The sequence below is a fragment of the Sphingopyxis sp. 10G20-10 genome, assembly GCF_057365075.1.
Map to the genome: position 1 here is coordinate 1271013 of NZ_CP195117.1, position 21841 is coordinate 1292853.

The 21841-nt window shown below is 61.5% G+C and carries 25 protein-coding genes; 16 read left to right on the top strand and 9 right to left on the bottom strand.

Going from position 1 to position 21841, the window contains the following annotated elements; genetic code table 11:
• Positions 1–30 precede the first annotated feature (30 nt).
• The 5 genes from hisG (at position 31) to ACR3XE_RS06180 (ending at position 5672) form a co-directional block, all read left to right on the top strand.
• The gene (gene hisG, locus ACR3XE_RS06160; protein WP_486185985.1) at positions 31–708 is read left to right on the top strand and encodes an ATP phosphoribosyltransferase; all 678 of its coding nucleotides are present in this window, start codon (positions 31–33) and stop codon (positions 706–708) included.
• Positions 695–1987: a histidinol dehydrogenase gene (gene hisD, locus ACR3XE_RS06165; protein WP_473698488.1), complete on the top strand. Its 1293-nt coding sequence runs from the start codon at positions 695–697 to the stop codon at positions 1985–1987. Before hisG ends, hisD begins: the two co-directional genes overlap by 14 nt.
• Positions 1988–1997: 10 nt before the next feature.
• Positions 1998–2450, top strand: a complete 453-nt coding sequence (nusB, locus tag ACR3XE_RS06170; RefSeq protein WP_473698487.1) for a transcription antitermination factor NusB — start codon at positions 1998–2000, stop codon at positions 2448–2450.
• Positions 2447–3388, top strand: coding sequence for a thiamine-phosphate kinase (gene thiL / locus ACR3XE_RS06175; RefSeq protein WP_473698486.1), 942 nt, complete (start codon positions 2447–2449; stop codon positions 3386–3388). The genes nusB and thiL overlap by 4 nt, the downstream gene beginning before the upstream one ends.
• Positions 3389–3554: 166 nt before the next feature.
• On the top strand, positions 3555–5672 hold the full coding sequence (locus ACR3XE_RS06180) for a sodium-translocating pyrophosphatase (protein WP_473698485.1): 2118 nt from the start codon (positions 3555–3557) through the stop codon (positions 5670–5672).
• A 71-nt stretch (positions 5673–5743) separates the two neighbouring features.
• Here the strand turns inward: ACR3XE_RS06180 and ACR3XE_RS06185 are convergent, their stop codons facing one another.
• Positions 5744–6562: an SDR family NAD(P)-dependent oxidoreductase gene (locus ACR3XE_RS06185; RefSeq protein WP_473698484.1), complete on the bottom strand. Its 819-nt coding sequence runs from the start codon at positions 6560–6562 to the stop codon at positions 5744–5746.
• Between the two features lie 325 nt (positions 6563–6887).
• Between ACR3XE_RS06185 and ACR3XE_RS06190 the strand changes: the two genes are divergently transcribed.
• Positions 6888–7418 (top strand): CarD family transcriptional regulator, encoded by a 531-nt coding sequence (locus ACR3XE_RS06190; RefSeq protein WP_473698483.1) that lies wholly within the window; start codon positions 6888–6890, stop codon positions 7416–7418.
• Between the two features lie 54 nt (positions 7419–7472).
• Here ACR3XE_RS06190 and truA read toward each other — a convergent pair whose 3' ends face one another.
• Positions 7473–8213 carry a tRNA pseudouridine(38-40) synthase TruA gene (gene truA / locus ACR3XE_RS06195; protein WP_473698482.1) on the bottom strand — a complete coding sequence of 247 codons (741 nt, stop codon included), beginning with the start codon at positions 8211–8213 and terminating at the stop codon, positions 7473–7475.
• Complete coding sequence (gene fmt, locus ACR3XE_RS06200; RefSeq protein ID WP_473698481.1) at positions 8210–9130, bottom strand: methionyl-tRNA formyltransferase; 921 nt, start codon at positions 9128–9130, stop codon at positions 8210–8212. Before fmt ends, truA begins: the two co-directional genes overlap by 4 nt.
• Positions 9131–9165: 35 nt before the next feature.
• Here fmt and recR point away from each other — a divergent pair, with 35 nt between their 5' ends.
• Positions 9166–9762, top strand: a complete 597-nt coding sequence (recR, locus tag ACR3XE_RS06205) for a recombination mediator RecR (RefSeq protein WP_473698480.1) — start codon at positions 9166–9168, stop codon at positions 9760–9762.
• Positions 9763–9946: 184 nt separating this feature from the next.
• Positions 9947–10480, top strand: coding sequence for a peptide deformylase (gene def, locus ACR3XE_RS06210; RefSeq protein ID WP_473698479.1), 534 nt, complete (start codon positions 9947–9949; stop codon positions 10478–10480).
• Positions 10481–10615: 135 nt separating this feature from the next.
• Here def and grpE read toward each other — a convergent pair whose 3' ends face one another.
• Positions 10616–11173 carry a nucleotide exchange factor GrpE gene (gene grpE, locus ACR3XE_RS06215; protein ID WP_473698478.1) on the bottom strand — a complete coding sequence of 186 codons (558 nt, stop codon included), beginning with the start codon at positions 11171–11173 and terminating at the stop codon, positions 10616–10618.
• 4 nt (positions 11174–11177) lie between these two features.
• Entirely contained in the window at positions 11178–12221 is a 1044-nt protein-coding gene (gene hrcA, locus ACR3XE_RS06220; RefSeq protein WP_473698477.1) for a heat-inducible transcriptional repressor HrcA, read from the bottom strand.
• 105 nt (positions 12222–12326) lie between these two features.
• Here hrcA and rph point away from each other — a divergent pair, with 105 nt between their 5' ends.
• From rph to ACR3XE_RS06245, 5 genes are all read left to right on the top strand, one after another.
• Positions 12327–13043: a ribonuclease PH gene (gene rph / locus ACR3XE_RS06225; protein WP_473698476.1), complete on the top strand. Its 717-nt coding sequence runs from the start codon at positions 12327–12329 to the stop codon at positions 13041–13043.
• Position 13044: 1 nt separating this feature from the next.
• On the top strand, positions 13045–13668 hold the full coding sequence (rdgB, locus tag ACR3XE_RS06230; protein WP_473698475.1) for an RdgB/HAM1 family non-canonical purine NTP pyrophosphatase: 624 nt from the start codon (positions 13045–13047) through the stop codon (positions 13666–13668).
• 120 nt (positions 13669–13788) lie between these two features.
• A complete protein-coding gene (gene hemW, locus ACR3XE_RS06235; protein ID WP_473698474.1) occupies positions 13789–14934 on the top strand; it encodes a radical SAM family heme chaperone HemW in 1146 nt (381 codons plus the stop codon).
• A gap of 36 nt (positions 14935–14970) precedes the next feature.
• A complete protein-coding gene (locus ACR3XE_RS06240; RefSeq protein WP_473698473.1) occupies positions 14971–15864 on the top strand; it encodes a tyrosine recombinase XerC in 894 nt (297 codons plus the stop codon).
• 16 nt (positions 15865–15880) lie between these two features.
• The gene (locus tag ACR3XE_RS06245; protein WP_473698472.1) at positions 15881–16342 is read left to right on the top strand and encodes a YybH family protein; all 462 of its coding nucleotides are present in this window, start codon (positions 15881–15883) and stop codon (positions 16340–16342) included.
• A 68-nt stretch (positions 16343–16410) separates the two neighbouring features.
• On the opposite strand, the gene gshB is transcribed toward ACR3XE_RS06245, so the two are convergent.
• The 3 genes from gshB to rsmI are packed head-to-tail and all read right to left on the bottom strand — an operon-like array spanning position 16411 to position 18592.
• Positions 16411–17361, bottom strand: coding sequence for a glutathione synthase (gene gshB, locus ACR3XE_RS06250; protein WP_473698471.1), 951 nt, complete (start codon positions 17359–17361; stop codon positions 16411–16413).
• A gap of 23 nt (positions 17362–17384) precedes the next feature.
• Entirely contained in the window at positions 17385–17735 is a 351-nt protein-coding gene (locus tag ACR3XE_RS06255) for a YraN family protein (protein ID WP_473698470.1), read from the bottom strand.
• The gene (rsmI, locus tag ACR3XE_RS06260; protein WP_486185986.1) at positions 17732–18592 is read right to left on the bottom strand and encodes a 16S rRNA (cytidine(1402)-2'-O)-methyltransferase; all 861 of its coding nucleotides are present in this window, start codon (positions 18590–18592) and stop codon (positions 17732–17734) included. The genes ACR3XE_RS06255 and rsmI overlap by 4 nt, the downstream gene beginning before the upstream one ends.
• Before the next feature lie 61 nt (positions 18593–18653).
• Between rsmI and ACR3XE_RS06265 the strand changes: the two genes are divergently transcribed.
• Positions 18654–19793 carry a penicillin-binding protein activator gene (locus ACR3XE_RS06265; protein WP_473700352.1) on the top strand — a complete coding sequence of 380 codons (1140 nt, stop codon included), beginning with the start codon at positions 18654–18656 and terminating at the stop codon, positions 19791–19793.
• Positions 19794–19988: 195 nt separating this feature from the next.
• Entirely contained in the window at positions 19989–20501 is a 513-nt protein-coding gene (gene infC, locus ACR3XE_RS06270; protein ID WP_473698468.1) for a translation initiation factor IF-3, read from the top strand.
• Positions 20502–20509: 8 nt separating this feature from the next.
• On the opposite strand, the gene ACR3XE_RS06275 is transcribed toward infC, so the two are convergent.
• Positions 20510–21211 (bottom strand): NRDE family protein, encoded by a 702-nt coding sequence (locus ACR3XE_RS06275; protein WP_473698467.1) that lies wholly within the window; start codon positions 21209–21211, stop codon positions 20510–20512.
• A 185-nt stretch (positions 21212–21396) separates the two neighbouring features.
• On the opposite strand from ACR3XE_RS06275, the gene ACR3XE_RS06280 reads away from it, so the two are divergent.
• The gene (locus ACR3XE_RS06280) at positions 21397–21834 is read left to right on the top strand and encodes a hypothetical protein (protein ID WP_473698466.1); all 438 of its coding nucleotides are present in this window, start codon (positions 21397–21399) and stop codon (positions 21832–21834) included.
• Positions 21835–21841: the final 7 nt, after the last annotated feature.

The window sequence follows — 21841 nt, forward strand, 5'->3', positions numbered from 1 at the left end:
CCTCGTCCGACCCTATGTGCCGCCTCGTTTATGCCTGAACCCATCATCTTTGCCATCCCCAAGGGACGGATCCTCGACGAGGCGCTGCCGCTGCTGGCGAAAGTCGGCATCGAGCCTGCCGCCGATTTTTTCGATTCGTCCAGTCGGGCGCTGATTTTCGGGACCAACCACCCACATATCTCGCTGATCCGTGTCCGCGCATTCGATGTCGCGACTTTTGTGGCGCATGGCGCGGCACAATTGGGGATTGTCGGGTCTGACGTCATCGACGAATTCGCCTATAGCGAGCTTTATGCGCCGGTGGACCTTGGCATTGGCGCATGTCGTCTGTCGCTGGCTGGGCCAGCAGGCAGCACTTTACCGGGCGTGCGCGACAGCCATATTCGCGTCGCAACCAAATATCCCGGCACCACCCGCCGTTGGTTTGAGGGGCAGGGAATTCAGGCCGAGTGCATCAAGCTGAATGGCGCGATGGAAATAGCGCCAAAGCTGGGGCTTGCCTCGCATATCGTAGATTTGGTGTCATCTGGGCGGACGCTGGTCGAAAATGCGTTGGAAGAGCAGATGGTGCTGAGTCAGGTTTCGGCGCGGCTGATCGTCAACCGCGCGGCGTTCAAATTGCGTTCGGCCGAGGTGCCCGCACTGGTCGAGCAGTTCCGTCTGGCGGTGGGTCAGAATCCGAATGGCACGGGTCATGCTGCGGCTTGATTCCCGCGCGCCCGATTTCGGGCCAGCCTTTGACGCACTTGTCGGGGCAAGGCGTGAAAGCGATGGCGATGTGTCGCGCGATGTCGCGGCGATGCTGGCCGATGTGCGGGCGCGTGGCGACGTGGCGGTTGCCGAACTAACCCAGCGTTTTGACGGATTTGACCTTGATGCAGAGGGCTGGCGGATCGATCCCGCCGATTGCACTGCCGCTTTGGAGGCCCTCGACCCCGATGTGCGCGCCGCGCTGGAGCTGGCGGCAACCCGCATTCGCACCTTCCACGAGCGTCAGCGTCCGCAGGATAGCGAAAGCATCGACTCCAGCGGTGCACGGCTAGGGAGCCGCTGGAATGCGGTCGATGCCGCCGGTCTCTATGTCCCTGGTGGCCGCGCCGCCTATCCCTCATCGCTGCTGATGAACGCTATTCCGGCGCAGGTGGCGGGCGTTGAACGCCTCGTCATGGTGACGCCGACGCCCAAAGGTGCAATCAATCCGCTGGTGCTGGCCGCTGCGGCGCTGGTCGGGATTGATGAGATTTGGCGCATTGGCGGGGCGCAGGCCATTGCCGCGCTCGCCTATGGCACCGACCGCATTTCGCCCGTCGATGTCATCACAGGCCCCGGCAATGCTTGGGTCGCAGAGGCCAAACGCCAGCTTTATGGCGTCGTCGGTATCGACATGGTGGCTGGACCGAGCGAGATTGTCGTCGTCGCGGATAGTGCCAACGACCCGCGCATCATCGCCGCCGACCTGCTCAGTCAGGCCGAGCATGACCCGACCAGTCAGTCGATCCTGTTCAGTGACGATCTGGATTTCGCCGACGCGGTCGCGGCTGCGGTAGATGCGATCATCCCGACGCTTTCCACCGCCGACACCATGGCGGCAAGTTGGTCCGCCAATGGTGCGATCATCCTTGTCGAGACATTGGCTGACGCCATCCCGCTATGTGACCGGCTGGCGCCCGAGCATCTGGAACTGGCGGTCGACGCCGCCAAGGCCGATGCGCTGTTCGCGAAGGTGCGCCATGCGGGCTCGGTCTTCCTCGGTCGCCACACCCCCGAAGCGATTGGCGATTATGTTGCCGGTCCGAACCACGTCTTACCGACCGGTCGCCGCGCCCGTTTTTCGAGCGGATTGTCGGTGACCGACTTTATGAAACGCACCAGCTTCCTTGCGCTCGACCAAGCCGCGCTAGGGGCCATCGGACCCGCCGCCGTTGCGCTGGCGGGCGTAGAGGGCTTGCCCGCGCACGCGCTTTCGGTCAGTCAGCGGTTAAAGTGAAAACAAAGATATGAACAAACGCGCCCAATCCCGCTCCGCCGCCCGGCTCGCCGCCGTGCAGGCGCTTTATCAGCAAGAGATGGAGGGCACCGCGCTCGCCAAGCTGCTGCACGAATTTCATCAGCATCGCATCGGCGCGATCATCGAAGACGCCGAATATGCCGACGCCGACATCGCCTTTTTCGACGATATTGTCGAAGGCGTCACGGCGCGCGCCGCCGAAATTGACGCTGCCATCATCGCGCGGCTGGCAAGCGGCTGGACGATGGAGCGGCTCGACCGGACGATGAAGGCGATTTTGCGCGCCGGATGCTATGAACTGATCGCGCGCCACGATGTGCCGGTCGGCGCGGTGGTCAGCGAATATGTCGATGTCGCCAAAGCCTTTTTCGACGCACGCGAAGCCGGTTTTACCAACGGATTGCTCGACGCCATTGGCAAGGATGCGCGGAGCGACAAATGACGGGCGCGGGCGAAGCTGACTTTATCGCTCGCCTTCGCGCTCTTGCCACCCATCCTGCCGCGCGCGGCCTTTTGGATGACACCGCGGTTCTGGACGATCTGGTGCTGACGCATGACATGATCGTTGAGGGCGTCCACTATCTTGCCGACGACACCCCCGCTGATGTCGCGTGGAAGCTGGTGGCGGTGAACCTGTCCGACTTGGCCGCAAAGGGCGCTGTGCCGCTGGGTGTGCTCATGGGATATGGCCTGTCGGGTGAACCGGAATGGGATGCGGGCTTCGTCGAGGGGCTGGGCGCGGCGCTGCGTCATTTCGATGTCGCGCTACTCGGTGGTGATACGGTGCGACTGCCCACCAATGCGCCGCGATGCTTTGGCCTGACTGCCATTGGCCGCGCGCCCATTGATGGCGCACCCAGCCGTGACGGAGCAAAGCCGGGCGATCAGCTATGGGTCACCGGCAGCATCGGCGATGCCGGAATCGGGCTGGCGACACGGCGCGACGGGGCCAACGGGTTGGAATCGCATTGCGCCGCCTATGCTAGACCGCAACCACAGCTGGCCTTTGGTCAGGCCGTGGCGGGCCATGTCCATGCGATGATGGATGTGTCCGACGGCTTGCTGATCGATGCGGAGCGTATGGCGGTCGCCAGCCGATGCCAGTTCGATATGGCGATGGAGGCTATTCCGCTGTCGCAAGCGACGTTGACCGTGCAGCGCGACGAACTGGCAACCCGCATGGCCGCCGCAACAGCGGGCGACGACTATCAATTATTTTTTGCCGCTGCCGCGAGTGCGGAAGCCGATATCCGCGAAATCGGAGAACGGCTGGGTGTGGCGGTGAGCTTGATCGGGTCGGTCGGTGAGGGGGCAGGACTGGCGCTAACCCATTGCGGCAATGCGGTCGCGATGCCCGATTGGCTGGGCTTTACGCACTAGCGTTCATCACGCTTCGAAAAACCGGTCTTGCCCTTCGTCTTCTTTCTTTCCATAAGCGCGGCACATTTTGGGGCGGTCGCGTCAGGGAGACGGCGATCCGGCAGCAAGTCGGACGCGCAAAATTTCGGGCCTGAATCCGCCCCGTCCAAGGGGAAGGAATCCATACATGAATCCGGTTATGATCGCGATAGCGTGCGGCCTAATTGCCGTGCTCTACGGTTTCGTTACCTCACGTCAGGTGCTCAGCGCCTCGGCTGGTAACGACAAAATGCAGGAAATTGCAGCAGCTATTCAAGAAGGCGCCAAGGCCTATCTCGGCCGCCAATATCGCACCATTGCGATCGTCGGCGTCGTCGTCGCCATTCTTGTGGCGCTGTTTCTAGGCACGATTTCGGCCACCGGCTTTGTGCTCGGTGCCGTCCTGTCGGGCGTCGCAGGCTTTGTCGGCATGAACATTTCGGTCAAGGCGAACGTCCGCACCGCGGCGGCGGCGCAGACCGGGCTGCAGGCCGGACTGACCATGGCGTTCCGCGCCGGTGCGATCACCGGTATGCTGGTCGCTGGTCTGGCCCTGCTCGCGATCTCTGGCTTCTTTTGGTATCTTACCGGCCCCGGCGGCTACACGGTTGGCGGCGACGACCGCACCGTGGTTGATGCGCTCGTCGCGCTGGCCTTTGGCGCCTCGCTCATCTCGATCTTTGCGCGTCTGGGCGGCGGTATCTTTACCAAAGCTGCTGACGTCGGCGCCGATCTGGTCGGCAAGGTCGAAGCGGGCATCCCAGAGGATGACCCACGCAACCCCGCCGTGATTGCCGATAATGTCGGCGACAATGTCGGCGATTGCGCCGGTATGGCCGCCGACTTGTTCGAAACCTATGTCGTCACCGTTGGTGCGACGATGGTGTTGATCGCCTTGTTGATGAAGGGTGCCGTTAATCTGGTCCCGATGATGAGCCTGCCGCTGATGATTGGCGGCGTCTGTGTGCTCACCTCTATCTTGGGGACCTATTTCGTTCGTTTGGGCGGTGGCACCAACATCATGGGCGCGATGTACAAGGGCTTTCTTGTCACCGCGATCAGCTCGGTTTTCGCCATCTACTTCGCAATCCAATATACCATCGGTGATATGGGAACGATGATGAGCTATACGGTGCTTGGCACCGAGAAAGCTTTCTCTGGAATGACGCTTTTCTATTGCTCGTTCCTGGGTCTGGCCATCACCGGCTTGATCATCTGGATCACCGAATATTACACCGGCACCAACTATCGTCCGGTGCGTAGCATCGCCAAGGCTTCGGAAACGGGCCACGGCACCAACGTCATTCAGGGTCTGGCGATCAGCCTTGAATCGACGGCCCTGCCGACGCTGGTAATCTGCGCCGGTATCATCATCGCCTATCAGCTGGCGGGCCTGATCGGGATTGCTTTTGCGGCGACCGCGATGCTGGCACTCGCCGGGATGGTCGTTGCGCTTGATGCCTATGGCCCCGTCACCGACAATGCCGGTGGTATCGCCGAAATGGCGGGCCTCGACGATAGCGTTCGGGAAAAGACCGACGCGCTCGACGCGGTGGGCAACACGACCAAGGCTGTCACCAAGGGCTATGCCATTGGTTCGGCAGGTCTGGCGGCGCTGGTGCTGTTCGCAGCTTATACCAGCGATCTACGGGAATTCTTCCCCGACCTGACGGTCAACTTCAGCCTCGAAAATCCGTATGTGATTGTCGGGCTGTTGCTTGGCGCGCTGCTCCCGTATCTCTTTGGTGCGATGGGCATGACCGCTGTGGGCCGTGCGGCGGGCGAAGTGGTCAAGGATGTTCGCGACCAGTTCGCCAATGATCCGGGAATCATGACCTATAAGAGCAAGCCAAACTATGCGCGCACCGTCGACCTCGTTACCAAGGCGGCAATCAAGGAAATGATCATTCCGTCGCTGCTACCGGTACTGACGCCGATTGCGGTCTATTACGTCATCTATTGGGTGGCCGATCAGGCGTCGGCTTTTGCCGCACTGGGCGCTTTGCTCTTGGGTGTGATCGTTGGCGGCCTGTTCGTTGCCATCTCGATGACATCGGGCGGCGGCGCATGGGACAATGCCAAGAAATATATCGAAGACGGCAACCATGGCGGCAAGGGCAGCGAAGCCCATAAAGCCGCGGTGACCGGCGACACAGTGGGCGATCCGTACAAGGATACCGCTGGCCCGGCGGTAAACCCGATGATCAAGATCACCAATATCGTGGCGCTCTTGCTCCTCGCAGCTCTGGCCCACGGCGCCGTCTAGGCACTCCGTACAAACCAAAAAAAGCCCCGTCGGAGCGATCCGGCGGGGCTTTTTGCTGCGTTCCTGTCAATTCAGCCGTCGCGACCCGCCTTCATCTGCGCGGCATAGCCCGCTTGAACCATCGCGCTCATCCGGTCGAACAGCGCATCGGGGTCGCTGCGGCGCAGCGATGCGATGCCCGCTTCCATATCTGCGGCGATAACCAGTTCGCGCGTACCGGCGTCCACCGCTGCCAGCATTTCGGCGGCGGCGAAGTCGGGTGACAGGCCATTGTCGATTGCGGCGTCGCTTGTCCCGCGCACGCTGCCATCGGCATTGAGCGCATTGCGGCTGACGTTGGTTTTGATGGAACCCGGCTCGACGACCAGGACTTTCAGCCCCAAATGCTCATTTTCGGCGCGCACGCTGTCATGATAACCGATGATGCCATGTTTGGCGGCGCAATAGGCGCTGCGCAGCGGTATTCCGGCAATACCCGCGACGCTGGAAATCGCGATAATCTGCCCCCCGCCCGCTTCGATCATCTTGGGCAACAGCGCTTGGGTGAGCGCGATGGGCGCGAGCAGGTCGACCGCGATAATTTGCTGATAGACGGCAAAGTCGGTGTCGACCGCGAGGCTGCGCTGCGAGATACCGGCATTGTTGACCAGCCCGTCGATGCGTCCCTGCCAGCCCCAGGCTTTTTCGACCAGCGTAGGGATGGCGGCATAGTCGGTGGCTTCAAATGGCAGGATCAGCGTGTCGGTCGCGCAATCGGCGGCTACGGCCTCCAGCGCCGCAACATTGCGCCCCGATAGAATCAGTTTGGCACCGCGAGCGGAAAGCGCGCGCGCCAGAGCGGCGCCAATTCCCGATGACGCGCCTGTAATCCACCAACATTGATCTTGCATCACACGCCCTTTCATCTGGCCCACATCTGGATTATTGCGTCAGCGTGGAGGGACTTGACGTGTCCGTCAACCGGCCAACCCACGCGTTTGCGTGCGGGGTGGCATTTTTGTTGCGACTCTGTTATAATCTTATCAACGCGCAGACAGTTTGTTACCTTTGGCCATCCGGCAAAGACCTGCTGCCCGCGTTCCAATGGAGCCCAATTCCTTGCCACTGTGACAGGCATGTGCCGACCAATGCTGATGTGATCCGGCCCATCGGGTCGGCAGTCATTGAGTTGTTGCGCTTATCCGCCCGATGGCAAGTGATCAGAAAGGATTTTGCATGTCTGCGAATACGCTTTTGTTCGAAGTCGGTGATTATGTTGTCTATCCCAAGCATGGCGTTGGCCGTGTAATTGAGCTGCAAAAGTCCGAAATCGCAGGGATGCAGCTGGAACTTTATGTGCTGCGTTTTGAAAAAGAAAAAATGACCCTTCGTGTGCCGACCAACAAGGCCGAAGGCGTCGGGATGCGCAAGCTGTCGTCGGACAAGACGCTGAAAGAAGCGCTGCAGGTCCTGACCACCAAGCCGAAGGTCAAGCGCACCATGTGGTCGCGCCGTGCACAGGAATATGAAGCCAAGATCAATTCGGGCGACCTGGTCTCGATTGCTGAAGTGACCCGCGACCTGTTCCGCGCCGATGATCAGCCCGAGCAGAGCTATTCGGAACGCCAGATCTTTGAAGCCGCCTCCAGCCGCCTTGCCCGCGAACTGGGCGCGATGGAAGAAAGTGACGAGAAAACGGCGCAGGCCAAGATTCTAGAAATCCTCAACGAACATGCGCCGCTCTATTATGTGGAAAAAGTGACCTAAGTTCACCAACGATATGCAAAAGAGGGCGGTTCCAAAAGGGCCGCCCTTTTTGATTCAGGGATAGGTTGCCCCAACGAAATAAAGCCCGTCGGGCGGGGCGTTAAGACCGAGTGCGTTGCGGTCGGCGGCTTTCAGCGCGGCGCGCAAATCCGCCGCGGTCCATTTGCCGCGCCCGACATAGGACAAACAGCCGACCATCGACCGCACCTGATGATGCAGGAAACTGCGCGCTGCGGCCTCGATAATCAGCTCATCGCCGTGACGGCTGACAGATAGCTTGTCGAGCGTTTTGACCGGGCTTTTCGATTGGCAATGCGCCGAACGAAAGGTGTTGAAGTCATGCTGACCGACCAGAATTTGGGCGGCATCATGCATCGCATCGGCGTCGAGCGATTTGGAGATCTGCCACGACAGTCCCTTGTCCCAGGTGAGCGGCGCGCGGCGGTTGACGATGCGATATTCATACGCCCGCCCGATGCAGGTGAAGCGCGCGTGCCAGTCATCGGGGACAACCTCTGCCGCCAACACCGAAATCGGGGCAGGGCGCAGCCGCGCGTTAAGCGCCTCGGTCAGTTTGAACGGCGTCATCGGTTTCGCAATGTCGACATGCGCGCGCATCGCGATGGCGTGGACGCCGGCATCGGTGCGTCCGGCGCTGAGCACCGTGACATCTTCGCCGGTAAAGCGATTGATGGCTTCCTCAATGGTCTGTTGCACGCTTGGCCCATGTGGCTGGCGTTGCCAGCCCATATAGGGGCGACCGTCAAATTCGATGGTGAGGGCAAAACGCGTCATGCCAGCCGCGTTCCCTTTGCGATGGCGTGTCCGCGCAGCAGGTCGGCAGCGTCCATCGCGGGCTTTCCGGCGCGCTGGATGCGGGTCACGCGCACCGCGCCGGGGTTGCAGGCGATGGTGAGGGCATCGTCCAGCGTGACGCCCGGGGCCGCCCCCGCGACCGTATCGGCGGGATGGGCGACATCGCACGCCAGCACCTTATACCGCTCGCCGTCTAGCTCGAAAAAGGCTCCCGGTATCGGGTTAAAGGCACGCACCTGCCGTTCGACCTGCACCGCGCTCAGCAGGAAATCGATTCGCGCCTCGCTCTTGTCGATTTTGGGCGCATAGATCGCGCCGTTATCATCCTGCGTCTGACGCGGATAGGCGTTGAGGTCGCCCAGCGCCTCGACCATCAACCCTGCGCCCAGCGTTGCCAGTTCGTCGGTCAGATCGCCCGCTGTTTTCCCCGCTATCGGTGTCCGGCCGATCAGCCGCATGTCGCCGGTGTCGAGTCCGGCATCCATCTGCATGATCGTGACACCGGTTTCGGCATCGCCTGCCAAAATCGCGCGCTGCACCGGAGCCGCCCCGCGCCAGCGCGGCAGAATCGAACCATGGACGTTGAGGCAACCTTGTGCCGGCGCTTCAAGCACCGCCTGAGGCAGGATCAGCCCATAAGCGGCGACCACCGCCACATCGGCGTTCAGTGCGGCAAAGTCCGCCTGCGCTTCAGGGTTTTTGAGGCTTTTGGGGGTGCGGACAATCAGCCCGTGCGACTCAGCCCAGTCATGCACCGCGCTCTGCTGCATCTTCTTGCCCCGATGCGCGGGGCGGGGCGGTTGGGTGTACACCGCACACACATCATGCCCCGCCGCCGCCAGCGCGGCGAGCGTCGGCACAGCAAAGGGCGGCGTTCCCATAAAGATGATGCGCATTGTCATTTCCTTCGCGCCGCTTAAGACCATAAGCCATGGCATCGCAAGACATCGAAGCATTGGTGCAGCAACTGGCGCGGCTCCCCGGCCTTGGTCCGCGATCGGCGCGGCGCGCGGTGCTGCATCTCATCAAAAAGCGCGAAACGGCCTTTACCCCGTTGCTCGCCGCGATGGGGGCGGTGGCGGAGCGGCTGGTGACGTGCGGATTGTGCGGCAACGTCGACACCGTCGATCCCTGCGGCATCTGTTCCGACCCGCGCCGCGATCAGCGCAGTCTGTGTGTGGTCGAGGATGTGTCCGACCTCTGGGCGCTCGACCGGTCGCGGCTGTTCCCCGGCAAATATCATGTGCTTGGCGGCCGATTGTCGGCGCTGGAAGGCATCCGCCCCCAAGACCTCAGCATCGACGCCCTCGTCGCGCGCGTCACGGCGGGCGGCATCGACGAGGTCGTGCTGGCGATGAATGCCACGCTGGAAGGGCAAACAACCGCGCATTATCTGGCGGAACGGCTGGAGGACTTGCCAGTGCGGCTGACCCAGTTGGCGCATGGCCTGCCGGTGGGGGGCGAACTGGACTATCTGGATGAGGGGACGCTGGCGCAGGCGCTCAGGGCGCGGAGGCCGGTGGGGTAGGAGTCTGAGATGGCAAATCCCGAATCCGTCATTGCGAACGAAGCGAAGCAATCTCCAGCCATCGTCCATCAATTCCGCTAGCTAGAGATTGCCGCGTCGCTTCGCTCCTCGCAATGACGATTTCTATGGCGCCACTCTTTTTCGCCCCCTTGACCCAACGCCGCTCCATCCATACCTGAGCCTCATGGCCCTGTTACCCATCATAGAGACCCCCGACCCGCGGTTGCGCGTGATTTCGAAGCCGGTTGAGACGTTCGACGACACGCTGAAACAGCTGATCGCCGATATGTTCGAGACGATGTACGAAGCCCCCGGCATCGGGCTGGCGGCGATTCAGGTGGGGCAGCCGCTGCGCTTGCTGGTCATCGACCTGCAGGAACCCGATCCCGACGATGAAACGGGCGAAAAGGTGATCCGCGAACCCCGCGTGTTCATCAACCCGATCTTTTCGGACGAGAGCGAAGAGCATAGCGTCTATTCCGAAGGCTGCCTGTCGGTCCCCGAACAATATGCCGAAGTCACCCGTCCCGCCGAAGTTACCGTCGACTGGCAGGACGCCGAGGGCACCCCGCATCAGGAACGCATGACCGGCATGATGGCGACGTGCATCCAGCACGAACATGACCATCTGGAAGGCATTCTCTTCATCGACCATCTGTCGCGGTTGAAGCGCGATATGGTGCTGAAGAAGCTGGCGAAAATCCGCAAGGCGGCGTGACGCCTTTCCGAAGCCAATCTATCTAGGGTGCTCCCGCGAAGGCGGGAGTCCATCATCTGCTGTTTCGAAATTCAGCCATCAGAAGATGAGTCCCCGCCTTCGCGGGGACACATGCAAATTTTTATGGTTGATGACCTACCCTGCCGCCTTCGCTACGCCCACCATCGCGGGACGCAGCAGGCGATCTTTCATCATATAACCGGCCTGCATTTCCTGCACGATTGTGCCGGCTTCCTTGTCGCTGGGGATTTCGACCATCGCCTGATGCTGGTTGGGGTCGAGCGGCAGGCCGATGGCGGCGATGCGGGTGATCCCGTGGCGTTCGAAAATGCTCAGCAGTTCGCGTTCGGTGGCTTCCAGCCCGGTAATCAGCGGTTTGATGAGATCATCGGCGCGTTGTTCATCGGACAGCGCGGCCAGCGCGCGGCCCAGATTGTCGGCGACCGACAAAATATCGCGGGCAAATTTGGTCGCGGCATAGGCGTGGGCGTCGGCGACCTCTTTCTCGGCGCGGCGACGGACGTTTTGCGTGTCGGCGCGCGCATAGAGCAGGTCCTGCTGCACTGTGGCCAGCTGTTCGTTCAGCTTTGCGACCTCATTGTCCACCGTGGGGGCGTCTGCGCCTTCGGCTGCCTGGGTTTCGGGGGCCAGTTCGTCCTGATCCGGCGTGTCATTGTCTGGAATGTTTGTCATATGCCTATCGTATCAGTTTGGAGAGCGATTGTGCGGTGAAATCAACCATGGGAACGATGCGGGCATAGTTCAAGCGTGTCGGACCAATTACGCCCACCACGCCGACCATCCGCCCGTCGCTGCCGTGATAGGGCGCCGCTATCACGGACGAGCCCGAAAGCGAAAAGAGTTTATTCTCTGACCCGATAAAAATGCGTGTCGCGCTGCCCTCACGCGCGCTGTCGAGCAGCCCGGCGATATCCTGTTTGGATTCGAGTTCGTCGAGCAACTGACGTACCCGGTCGAGGTCGCCAACCGCGCTATCGTCCAGCAAATTCGCTTGCCCGCGCACGATGAGGACGGGACGGTCGGAACCATCGGATGACCAGATGGCTAGTCCACGGCTGACCAGATCCTGTGCCGCACGGTCGATGGCGATGCGTTCGGCCTCTATTTCGTGGCGGACCCGTGCCATCGCTTCACCCAGCGTCAGCCCCGACAATGTGGCGCTAATATAATTGCCCGCTTCGATCAGCGCTGACGGGTTGAGCCCAGCCGGAATAGCGATAACGCGATTTTCGACCGCGCCGTCGCTGGCGACCAGCACGACCAACGCCTGTTCGGGCGACAGCGGCACAAAGGCGAGTTGTTTGAGCACGCGCTCATACTTGGGCACCAGCACCAGCCCGGCGCAGGCCGACAGGCCCGACAAAGCCGCCGTTGCCTGTGACAGCGCCGTTTCAATCGGTCCGGCCTCGTGGAGACTCGCCTCGATCTGGGCGCGGTCATCTGCCGATGGTTCCGCGACCTGCATCATCCCGTCGACAAACAGCCGCAGCCCTTGTTCGGTGGGCAGGCGTCCGGCACTGGTGTGCGGACTGGCGAGCAGGCCCATCTCTTCCAGGTCCTGCATCACATTGCGGATCGAGGCGGGCGACAGGTTGAGCGGCGAAAATTTCGACAGGGTGCGCGATCCCACCGGCTGTCCGGTGTCGAGATAGGCATCGACGACGAGCCGGAACACATCGCGCGCGCGCGTCGTCATTTCGCTGATGGGGGCGCTCGTCATGGCATGAAGGTAGGGGCTCGCACGACGCTGGGCAAGCGCGGAAGGGGTGGCCTATTGTGCGCCCGCCCGCTAAGCGCGCACCATCATTTTCAAGGAGAGTCCCCTATGCGCCCATCCGGCCGCGCGCCCGACCAAATGCGTTCCATCACCATCGAAACCGGCTTTACTATCCACGCCGAGGGATCGGTGCTGGTCAGCTTTGGCAATACCAAGGTGCTGGTCACCGCCAGCGTCGATGAAAAAGTCCCCGGCTGGATGCGCGGCAAGGGCGCGGGCTGGGTGACGGCCGAATATGGGATGCTGCCCCGCGCCACCCATACGCGCGGCAACCGCGAGGCGGCGCGCGGCAAGCAATCGGGACGGACGCAGGAAATTCAGCGGCTTATCGGGCGCAGCTTGCGCGCCGTGGTCGACATGAAAAAACTCGGCGAGCGCCAGATCGTGCTCGATTGCGACGTGATTCAGGCCGATGGCGGCACGCGCACCGCCTCCATTTCGGGCGCATGGGTCGCATTGCGCCTCGCGGTCGATAAATTGCTGGCCGACAAGCTGATTACCGAAGATCCGATCGAGGACAAGGTTGGCGCGATTTCGTGTGGCATTTTCATGGGCAATCCGGTGCTCGATCTCGATTATGACGAGGATTCAAACGCCGAGGCCGACGCCAATTTCGTCCTGACCGGCGCGGGCCGCATGGTCGAAGTACAGGCGAGCGCCGAAGGCGCGACCTATGACGAAGAAGGCCTTCTCCGCCTGCTACGTCTCGCCCGTATCGGCTGCGGAGAGATTTTCGCGGCGCAGGATAAGGCTGTGGGGCGGTAAGGTGACCCGCAAACTCGCCCCCGGCAAGTTGGTGATCGCCAGCCATAATGCGGGCAAGGTGCGCGAGATTCGGGCGCTGCTCGAACCGTTCGGTATCGATCCGGTATCGGCGGGCGATCTGGGACTGGCCGAACCGGAAGAGACGGGCACAACCTTTGTCGAAAACGCACTGCTCAAAGCACATGCGAGCGCTTCGGCCTCGGGCCTTCCCGCGCTCGCCGACGATAGCGGGCTTTGCGTTGACGCGCTGAATGGTCGTCCCGGCGTCTATACCGCCGATTGGGCCGAACGTCAGACGTTCGAGGGCGAGCCTGGCCGCGACTGGTATTTGGCGATGGGCAAGGTCGAGGGATTACTCGCCGAACAAGGGCCAAACGTCGACCGCAGCGCCCATTTCGTCTGCACCCTCGCGCTCGCATGGCCCGATGGCCATGCCGAAGTTTTTGAAGGTCGAGTGCAAGGCAGCTTGACCTGGCCACCGCGCGGGGCCTGGGGTTTCGGTTATGATCCGGTATTCGTTCCGGCGGGCAAGTCGCTGACTTTTGCGGAAATTGATCCAGAAGATAAACATGCGATCAGCCATCGCGCCGATGCGTTTGCCAAACTGGTGGCGGGCGTGTTTTGACGAAATCTGAACTCAATTTTCACGTCACCCTGAACTTGTTTCAGGGTCCATGGCCTGAGGAATCGGCGTCGGGCCATGGATGCTGAAACAAGTTCAGCATGACAGATAGTTGGATGGCACATGGCTGAACCTCTCGCCCTATATATCCATTGGCCGTTTTGCGTGTCGAAATGCCCCTATTGCGATTTCAACAGCCATGTCCGCGAAAGAGTCGATCAGGCGGCGTGGCGCGAGGCCTTGCTGACTGATATGGCGCATGAGGCGGCTTTGCTGACCGACCGGCGCGTCGGCTCGATCTTCTTTGGGGGTGGCACGCCCAGCCTGATGCTACCCGCGACCGTCGCGGCGCTGATTGCAGAGGCCGACCATTTATGGGGACTGACCAGCGATTGCGAGATTACGCTGGAGGCCAACCCCAATTCGGTCGAGGTCGCCAATTTCGCCGCGCTCGCAAGTGCTGGCGTCAATCGTGTTTCGATAGGGGTTCAAAGCCTTGACCCCCAAGCGCTTGAATTTCTTGGCCGCGCGCATAGCGGCGACGAGGCGCGGCGGGCGATTACGACCGCGCAATCGCATTTTGCGCGCGTCAGTTTCGACCTTATTTATGCGCGCCCCGGTCAGACGCTGGCCGCTTGGGAGGCGGAGCTAGCGCAGGCGCTGACCTTCGGCACCGACCATCTTTCGCTCTATCAACTCACCATCGAACCAGGCACCCGTTTCGCGACGCTCGCGGCGCGGGGCGATCTGGTCATCCCCGATGGCGATGCCGCCGCCGATCTTTTCGAGGCGACGCGGGCGCAGGCCTCCGCCGCCGGACTTCCCGCCTATGAGGTGTCGAACCATGCCGCGACAGGGCAGGAAAGCCGGCATAATCTGACCTATTGGCGCTATGGTGATTATGCGGGGATAGGCCCGGGCGCGCATGGGCGACGCTTGGCCCAGGCAACCGAGCGCCACAAAAAGCCCGAGAATTGGATGAATGCGGTCGAGCGCAACGGCCATGGCCTGAAGGTCGAGGCTGACCTGCCCGCGCACGAACGCGCTACAGAGGCAATGTTGATGGGCCTACGGCTCGCCGAGGGCATTGACCTGACGCGGGTCGAAGCGCGTAGCGGGCTGTCACGCGCGGCGTTTCTGGATGCTGCGGCGGTGGCGCGGCTGGCGGGGCAGGGGCTGATGGCGCAGGCGGGCGACCGGTTGTGCGTTACCGATACCGGCATCCTGCTGCTCGACTCCATCCTTTCCGATGTAGTCAAAACGCACTAACCTGCTTCTTGCCACGAACGCTTTTGAGGAGTGGATTTGCCGCAAGATCTAATCCGCGACTGGGATGCCCAACTGACGCATGAAAAGCGCCGGTCAGAGCATACGCGCCGCGCCTATCTGGCGACCGCCGAGCGGTTTTGCGATTTCCTGTCGCACCACCATGGCGGCGCGGTTGATGCGGCGATGTTGGCGGGGTTGAGCGCCAATGATCTACGCGCCTTCCTCGCCACGCGCCGCAGCGAGGGGTTGGGCAATGCTTCGGCGGCGCGCGAATTATCGGCGCTGCGCGGTTTTCTGCGCTTTGTGGGTGGCCCCGATGCGACGCTGCCGCAATTGCGCGGGCCGCGGGTCAAAAAAGGTCTGCCGCGACCTATCGCGCCGCAAGAGGCACTGGCACTGGCGCAGGATGTCGAGGATCAGGCGCGGCAATCTTGGGTCGGTGCACGCGATTTTGCGCTGCTGTTGCTGCTCTATGGCGCAGGATTGCGCATTGGTGAGGCGCTGGGGCTGACGGGCGAAGTGTCACCACTAGGGGAGACGCTACGTGTCACCGGCAAGCGCGGCAAGACGCGCATCGTTCCCATCCTGCCCGCCGTCGCCAAAGCGGTGGCGCGCTATGTCGAAGCCTGCCCCTATCCGTTGGCCGATGCCGAGCCGCTGTTTCGCGGCGCGCGCGGCGGCCCGCTGGCCCCCGGCGTGGTGCGAGCCAGCGTTCGTTCTGCCCGCCGCGCACTCGGGCTGCCAGAGCGCACGACCCCGCACGCACTGCGCCACAGTTTCGCGACCCATTTGCTGGCGGGCGGCGCCGATTTGCGCAGTTTGCAGGAATTGCTCGGTCATGCGAGCCTCGCCTCGACGCAAGTCTATACGGCAGTCGATGCCGCCCATCTACTCGACATTTACCGCACCGCGCATCCGCGGGCGGAGTGAGGTGAGGGGAAGAAATATGCGAATTATCTTGTTGAGCATGGTCTGTTTTGGATTGGCCGCTTGTAGCACGCCAAAGGTCGATAGTGCCGCTGCTGCAAAATCCGCCTTTGAGTCCTATGTCGCGGCCATCAATGACGGTGACATTGCCAAGGCAGCGTCCTTTTATGACGATGGACCGGGATTTCATTGGATCGAACGCGGTGCCGTCCAATATACCAAAGGTGCAGAGGCTGCGGCATCGCTAAAGCAATTGGCGGCTGGTGGTGGCAAATCGTCCATGACCATCGATCACGTACAGGTCGCACCTATGTCGGCAACCGCCGCTCTAGTTTCGGCCCATTTCGATTTTGCTATGCTTGACGCCAGCGGCAGCAAGGAATTTGGGTTTGATGGCTGGATGACGGTCGGGATGGTCGAACACAATGGCGGCTGGAAAATAGCTGGCGGGCAAACCGGTCCCGGCAAGGCTGCGCCGTAAAGCGATTGCGCGTTGGGCCTTGTGCGAGGGCGCGATACAAAACCCCACTCCTGAAGGGAGGGGCTAAGTTATCTCATCCGCCGTTCGATGGCGTCCCAGATCATCCCGACCGTATCGGTGCCGTTGAATTTATCGATGGCGACGATGCCGGTCGGCGAGGTGACGTTGATTTCGGTCAGCCATTCGCCGCCGATGACGTCGATGCCGACAAAGATCAGTCCGCGTTCTTTGAGTGCCGGCCCCAGCGCGGCGCAGATTTCGCTCTCGCGCGGTGTCAGTTCGGTTGCCTCGGCATAGCCACCGACGGCGAGGTTAGAGCGGAATTCGCCTTCGCCGGGTTTGCGGTTGATCGCGCCAGCGACTTCGCCGTCGATCAGCACGATACGCTTGTCGCCTGCACTGACGCTCGGCAGGAACTGCTGGACCATGAAGGGTTCGGGCCAAACTTGGCCGAATAGCTCGACCAGCGCGCCCAGATTACTGCCGTCGGCGTCGATCTTGAACACCGCCTTGCCGCCATTGCCGTGCAACGGCTTGATGACCACCGCACCGTGGCGCGCCTGAAAATCCTTCACCGCATCCAGACTGCGCGTGACCATCGTTGGCGGCATATATTGCGGGAAGTCGAGCACGAACACCTTTTCGGGCGCGTCACGCACCGATGCGGGGTCGTTGACCACCAGCGTCTGTCCCTTCAGCCGCTCGAGCAACCAGGTGCCCGTCAGATAACCCAGATCAAAGGGTGGGTCCTGCCGCATCATCACGACATCAACATCGGTTGCGAGGTCGAGGGTGACGCGCTCGCCAAAACGATAATATGCGCCCGCTTCGCGTTTCAGGTCATGCACCGGATGCGCGGGCGTGGTCAGCTTGCCAGTCTCCCACGTCAGGTCGCGGACATCATAATGGAAAATCGAATAGCCGCGCGCCTGTGCGCCCAGCATCAGTGCAAAACTACTGTCTCCGGCGATATTGATACCGTCCATCGGGTCCATTTGTACCGCAACGCGCAGGGTCATCGTCTTCTTCTCCTCATGCGCCGTCACGGCTGCCAGACATGGACCAGATGGCGTGGCAGGCGGCGCGGCGCAAGGAGCATCACGTCAATTCGCCAGTCATCGTCGGGCTTGGCATAGCGCGGGGCCAGCATTTCGGCGGCCGCCGCGACCCGGCGCAGGCGAAATTGGTCGATGGCATTGTCCAGATCAGCGGCTTGCTCGCGCCATTTGACTTCGACAAAGGCCAAAGTGCGTCCGCGCCGCGCGATCAGGTCAACCTCACCCACCGGCACGCGCAACCGCTCGCCCAATATGCGCCAGCCGTGCAGACGCAGCCACCATGCCGCCCATCGCTCGGCACGGCGTCCTCTTGCCTCGGCTCGCGCGCGTGTCATCGGCGCTCTTTGAGGGCGAGGGCGCGGGCGTAAATGGTGTGGCGGTCGAGACCATATTGCTTGGCGACAGCCTTGGCCGCCTGCGCGACGGGACGGTCGACCATGGCCGTGGTCAGCGCGGCATCGATGGTGGCATCATCGGCCACTTCGGGGGTTTTCTCACCGGGCGGGGCGATGATGATGACGATCTCGCCCTTTGGCGGGGCATCGGCATAGCGCGTGGCAAGGGTGGTCAGCGTTCCGGTGACGCACTCTTCGTAAATCTTGCTGATCTCGCGCGCTACCGCCGCTTCGCGTTCGCCCAGTCCGTCAGCCAAAGCGGTCAGGGTCGCGCCCAACCGCGGCCCGCTTTCATAGAAAACCAGCGTCGCTCTGACCGCGCCCAGTTCGGCGATGGTATCGACGCGCGCCTTGGCCTTGGCAGGCAGGAAGCCGGCAAACAGAAAACGGTCGGTGGGCAATCCGGCCAGCGTCATCGCGGCAATCGCGGCGCAAGGGCCGGGCAGGGTGGTGACGGCGCGCGCCGCCGCGCGGGCATCGCGCACCAATTTGTACCCCGGATCGGATATCAGCGGCGTTCCCGCATCCGACACCAAAGCGACAACCTCACGCTCCATCCGGTCGATCAGGCCCTCGCGAACTCGCGCATCGCTATGGTCATGATAGGGGACCAGCGGAACACGCAATCCCAGATGTTTAAGCAGCTTTGCGGTGACGCGAGTATCCTCGGCCGCAATCACATCGGCGCGCGCCAGCACCGCTATGGCGCGTTGGGTGATGTCTCCAAGGTTGCCGATGGGCGTGGCGACGATATAGAGACCGGGCAAGGGAGAATCTGTGATGGGCGAATTTGGCATGGCGTTGAAAATGGCAGAAACTGCCGCCAAGCGCCAAAACAATGCGCAGGGTTGGCGACAAATGATGCGCGTGCTGGGAACATTGACCTTCGCCGGACTGCTCGCGGCGTGCCAGATTGTGCCAAAATCCGCCGGTCCGGGCACACAAGCGCCGCCTGACAATCCCGCCGCAACCACGGTTCAACCCGGATTGCCGACCGATACCGATCGCCATCGTGTTGCCTTGCTGGTTCCGCAAACCGGCACCAATGCCGATGTCGGCACCTCGATCGCCAATGCGGTGACGCTCGCTTTGCTCGATTCGCGGACCGAGCGGGTACGCATCACCACTTATGACACCACGCTTGGCGCAGCCGCCGCAGCACGGCAGGCGGTGGCCGACGGCAACAAGCTGATCCTCGGCCCGCTGCTGAGCGAAAATGTCACGGCGGTCGCCCCGATTGCGCGCGCCGCCAAGGTTCCGGTGCTCAGCTTCTCGAACGACAGCAGTGTCGCGGGCAACGGCGTCTTCATCATGGGCTTTGTTCCCGGCCAGTCGGTCGAGCGCGTGGTGAGCTTTGCACGCGCCAAGGGGCATAAGAGCTTTGGCGCTCTGGTCCCCAAAAATGTCTATGGCGAACGGTCGCTGGCGGCGTTCCGCGCGGCTGTGGCCAGTGCCGGTGGAACGATTGCGGCGGTGGAAAGCTATGATCGCACGGCGGCAGCGCTGAGCGGCGCGGCACGACGGATTGCCAATACACCCGGCGTCGATGCGGTGCTGATCGCCGATGTCGGCGGCACGGCGGTTCGCGCGGTTCCGGTGATAAAGGGTGCCGGATCACCGCAGATTTTGGGAACCGAACTGTGGAACACCGACGCGGCCTTGGGCAGCAACCCTGTCATGCGCGGCGCGTGGTTCGCGAGCGTGTCGGACGGGCTTTATGGACAACTCGCGGGCAAATATCGCTCGCGCTATGGCAAGGCGCCCTATCGATTGTCGAGCCTTGGCTATGACTCGGTGCTGTTGACTGTGCGAATTGCGCGCGACTGGAAACCGGGAACCAATTTCCCGGTGAGCCAATTGATGACCAAGGACGGTTTTGGCGGCATTGACGGCATTTTCCGGTTCAGCAATCGCGGAATTGCCCAGCGCGCGCTAGAGGTCAGCGAAGTGGGGGCAGGCGGTTTCCGCGTCGTTGATGCCGCTCCGACCAAATGGTGACCGGCGCAAAGCGTGGCATTGTAACCACAGTCCGACGAAAACTGACATCATGATGCGACGGCTGGCCTTTACGTGCAGCTTTGCGTCACTATATGGGTTTTCTAAGGGCGTCCTCTGGGCGCCTGTCGCCATGTGTCCTTAATTTCAGGAGAATCCGCTATACCCCCGCCCTCAACTCGCCGTTCGCTAGCGCCTATGCCGCCCAAGAACGGCCCCCGTTACAATGAATTTATCGCCTCACCCAAAGTTCGAGTCATCGACGAGGAAGGCGAAAATCTGGGCGTAATGCTGACAGCCGAAGCGATAGAACAAGCGGCAGGCGTGGGGTTGGATTTGGTCGAAGTGTCTCCGAACGCCGACCCGCCGGTGTGCAAGTTCCTCGACGTTGGCAAATTCAAATATGAAGCGCAGAAAAAGGCTAACGCCGCGCGCAAGAGCCAAAAGACCCAGGAAATCAAAGAAATCAAGATGCGTCCGAACATCGACGACCATGATTTCGATGTGAAAATGCGCAAGGTTTTCGATTTTCTGGAAGTCGGCGACAAGGTCAAAATGACCATGCGCTTTCGCGGTCGTGAAATGAGCCACACCCAGCTTGGTCTCAACGTCCTGCAACGCGTCGCCGAACTGACATCTGAGGTTGCCAAGGTCGAAGCGCACCCGCGCACCGAAGGCCGGCAAATGCTGATGGTTCTCGCGCCCAAATAGACGCGATATCAGGCGGAGGAAAAGGGAAGGGCGGTTGTTCCATCGGGGCAGCCGCCTTTTTTATATCGTCGCTCGACAATCAGCCCGCGCCCTTTGTTGTCGACCGCCACCAGCGTCGATGCCCGCGTGCCATAGGCGTCGCCGTTCAGAAATAGTGCGGGATCATCATCGGCTGCCAGAAGTGACATAGCTTTGTCCGGTGCAAAGTCCGGCTGGTCCATTGCTGCGCGCAACGCGGATTTCAGCCGTTCGGCGCGCGAGCAGGACGCGTCGGTAGCTTCGTTCGCCAACGCATGGAGGCCGGGCTCTATCGCGGAGATATTAGGTGCCGGACGATTGGTCATCAGCACCGCCGCATCACCGGCGATGCTGATCAGGTTGAAGGCATTGAACCGGTCGAGGTCGCTCGCCACCGGATCGGCAAAGCGTCCATCGCCGCGCAGCAGGTCGAGTACCAACTGGCCGCGCGATTGTTTGGCGGGATCGGGCAGGCTGCCGCGTACATTAGTGACAACGACGATCCGCCGCTGTGCTGGCTGAACTCCCAGCCATGTCCCGCCCGCTTTCAGGTCGCGTCCGGCAAGGATGCCGCTATCATCGTCCCATGCTGCCAGTGACGCACTTGGCCGCTCGTGAAATTCATCCCGGTTGCCAATCAGGATCAGCGGCCATTCGGGATGGGCCTTCCAGGCGAGCGCAACAACACACATGCCCCGCCTATCGCGGCTGGCCCACGCTTTGCCAAGAGGTTGGGCGAGATTTGTTGCGTGCAGACGACGCTGGTCGAAGCGATGCCGACTGTGGTCGAAACGGGCTGGGTCGATCAGGAAAGGCGTGCTTGCCGTAACGGTAAAGCATGATAGTCTGACATCATCATTTGGGGGAGTGAAACAATATGGCAACTACCAATAAAACGCCCGTACATCTGTGGATGGTAGGGGTTTTGTCGCTGCTGTGGAATAGCTTTGGTGTCGTTGATTACACTATGACAAAGCTGCATAACGCAAGTTATTTGGCGGGTTTATCGCCTGAACAACTCGCTTATTTCGACAGCTTTCCGCTATGGGCCAATGCCGGTTGGGCCTTTGGTGTTTGGGGTGCGTTTGCCGGTTCGATTCTGTTGCTGATGCGCAGCCGCCATGCGGTGACAGCCTTCATTCTGTCGCTGGCCGGGTTGGCAGTCAGCTCGATCTTTCAATTCGGCGTTGCGCCGGTGAAGGCGACAGATTTGTTCGGGGCTTTCTCGATATATTTCACGCTGATCATCGCGGTCATTGCCGTCGCGCTGCTATTCTATGCACGACGGCAAGTGGCGGCGGGCGTGTTGCGCTAACGCCCTA

Bases quoted from the DNA above. Each gene is read 5' to 3' on its own strand.
- hisG (WP_486185985.1), top strand. From the start codon at position 31: ATGCCTGAACCCATCATCTTTGCCATCCCCAAGGGACGGATCCTCGAC.
- hisD (WP_473698488.1), top strand. From the start codon at position 695: ATGCTGCGGCTTGATTCCCGCGCGCCCGATTTCGGGCCAGCCTTTGAC.
- nusB (WP_473698487.1), top strand. From the start codon at position 1,998: ATGAACAAACGCGCCCAATCCCGCTCCGCCGCCCGGCTCGCCGCCGTG.
- thiL (WP_473698486.1), top strand. From the start codon at position 2,447: ATGACGGGCGCGGGCGAAGCTGACTTTATCGCTCGCCTTCGCGCTCTT.
- ACR3XE_RS06180 (WP_473698485.1), top strand. From the start codon at position 3,555: ATGAATCCGGTTATGATCGCGATAGCGTGCGGCCTAATTGCCGTGCTC.
- ACR3XE_RS06185 (WP_473698484.1), bottom strand. From the start codon at position 6,562: ATGCAAGATCAATGTTGGTGGATTACAGGCGCGTCATCGGGAATTGGC.
- ACR3XE_RS06190 (WP_473698483.1), top strand. From the start codon at position 6,888: ATGTCTGCGAATACGCTTTTGTTCGAAGTCGGTGATTATGTTGTCTAT.
- truA (WP_473698482.1), bottom strand. From the start codon at position 8,213: ATGACGCGTTTTGCCCTCACCATCGAATTTGACGGTCGCCCCTATATG.
- fmt (WP_473698481.1), bottom strand. From the start codon at position 9,130: ATGCGCATCATCTTTATGGGAACGCCGCCCTTTGCTGTGCCGACGCTC.
- recR (WP_473698480.1), top strand. From the start codon at position 9,166: ATGGCATCGCAAGACATCGAAGCATTGGTGCAGCAACTGGCGCGGCTC.
- def (WP_473698479.1), top strand. From the start codon at position 9,947: ATGGCCCTGTTACCCATCATAGAGACCCCCGACCCGCGGTTGCGCGTG.
- grpE (WP_473698478.1), bottom strand. From the start codon at position 11,173: ATGACAAACATTCCAGACAATGACACGCCGGATCAGGACGAACTGGCC.
- hrcA (WP_473698477.1), bottom strand. From the start codon at position 12,221: ATGACGAGCGCCCCCATCAGCGAAATGACGACGCGCGCGCGCGATGTG.
- rph (WP_473698476.1), top strand. From the start codon at position 12,327: ATGCGCCCATCCGGCCGCGCGCCCGACCAAATGCGTTCCATCACCATC.
- hemW (WP_473698474.1), top strand. From the start codon at position 13,789: ATGGCTGAACCTCTCGCCCTATATATCCATTGGCCGTTTTGCGTGTCG.
- ACR3XE_RS06245 (WP_473698472.1), top strand. From the start codon at position 15,881: ATGCGAATTATCTTGTTGAGCATGGTCTGTTTTGGATTGGCCGCTTGT.
- gshB (WP_473698471.1), bottom strand. From the start codon at position 17,361: ATGACCCTGCGCGTTGCGGTACAAATGGACCCGATGGACGGTATCAAT.
- ACR3XE_RS06255 (WP_473698470.1), bottom strand. From the start codon at position 17,735: ATGACACGCGCGCGAGCCGAGGCAAGAGGACGCCGTGCCGAGCGATGG.
- rsmI (WP_486185986.1), bottom strand. From the start codon at position 18,592: ATGCCAAATTCGCCCATCACAGATTCTCCCTTGCCCGGTCTCTATATC.
- ACR3XE_RS06265 (WP_473700352.1), top strand. From the start codon at position 18,654: ATGATGCGCGTGCTGGGAACATTGACCTTCGCCGGACTGCTCGCGGCG.
- infC (WP_473698468.1), top strand. From the start codon at position 19,989: ATGCCGCCCAAGAACGGCCCCCGTTACAATGAATTTATCGCCTCACCC.
- ACR3XE_RS06275 (WP_473698467.1), bottom strand. From the start codon at position 21,211: ATGTGTGTTGTTGCGCTCGCCTGGAAGGCCCATCCCGAATGGCCGCTG.
- ACR3XE_RS06280 (WP_473698466.1), top strand. From the start codon at position 21,397: ATGGCAACTACCAATAAAACGCCCGTACATCTGTGGATGGTAGGGGTT.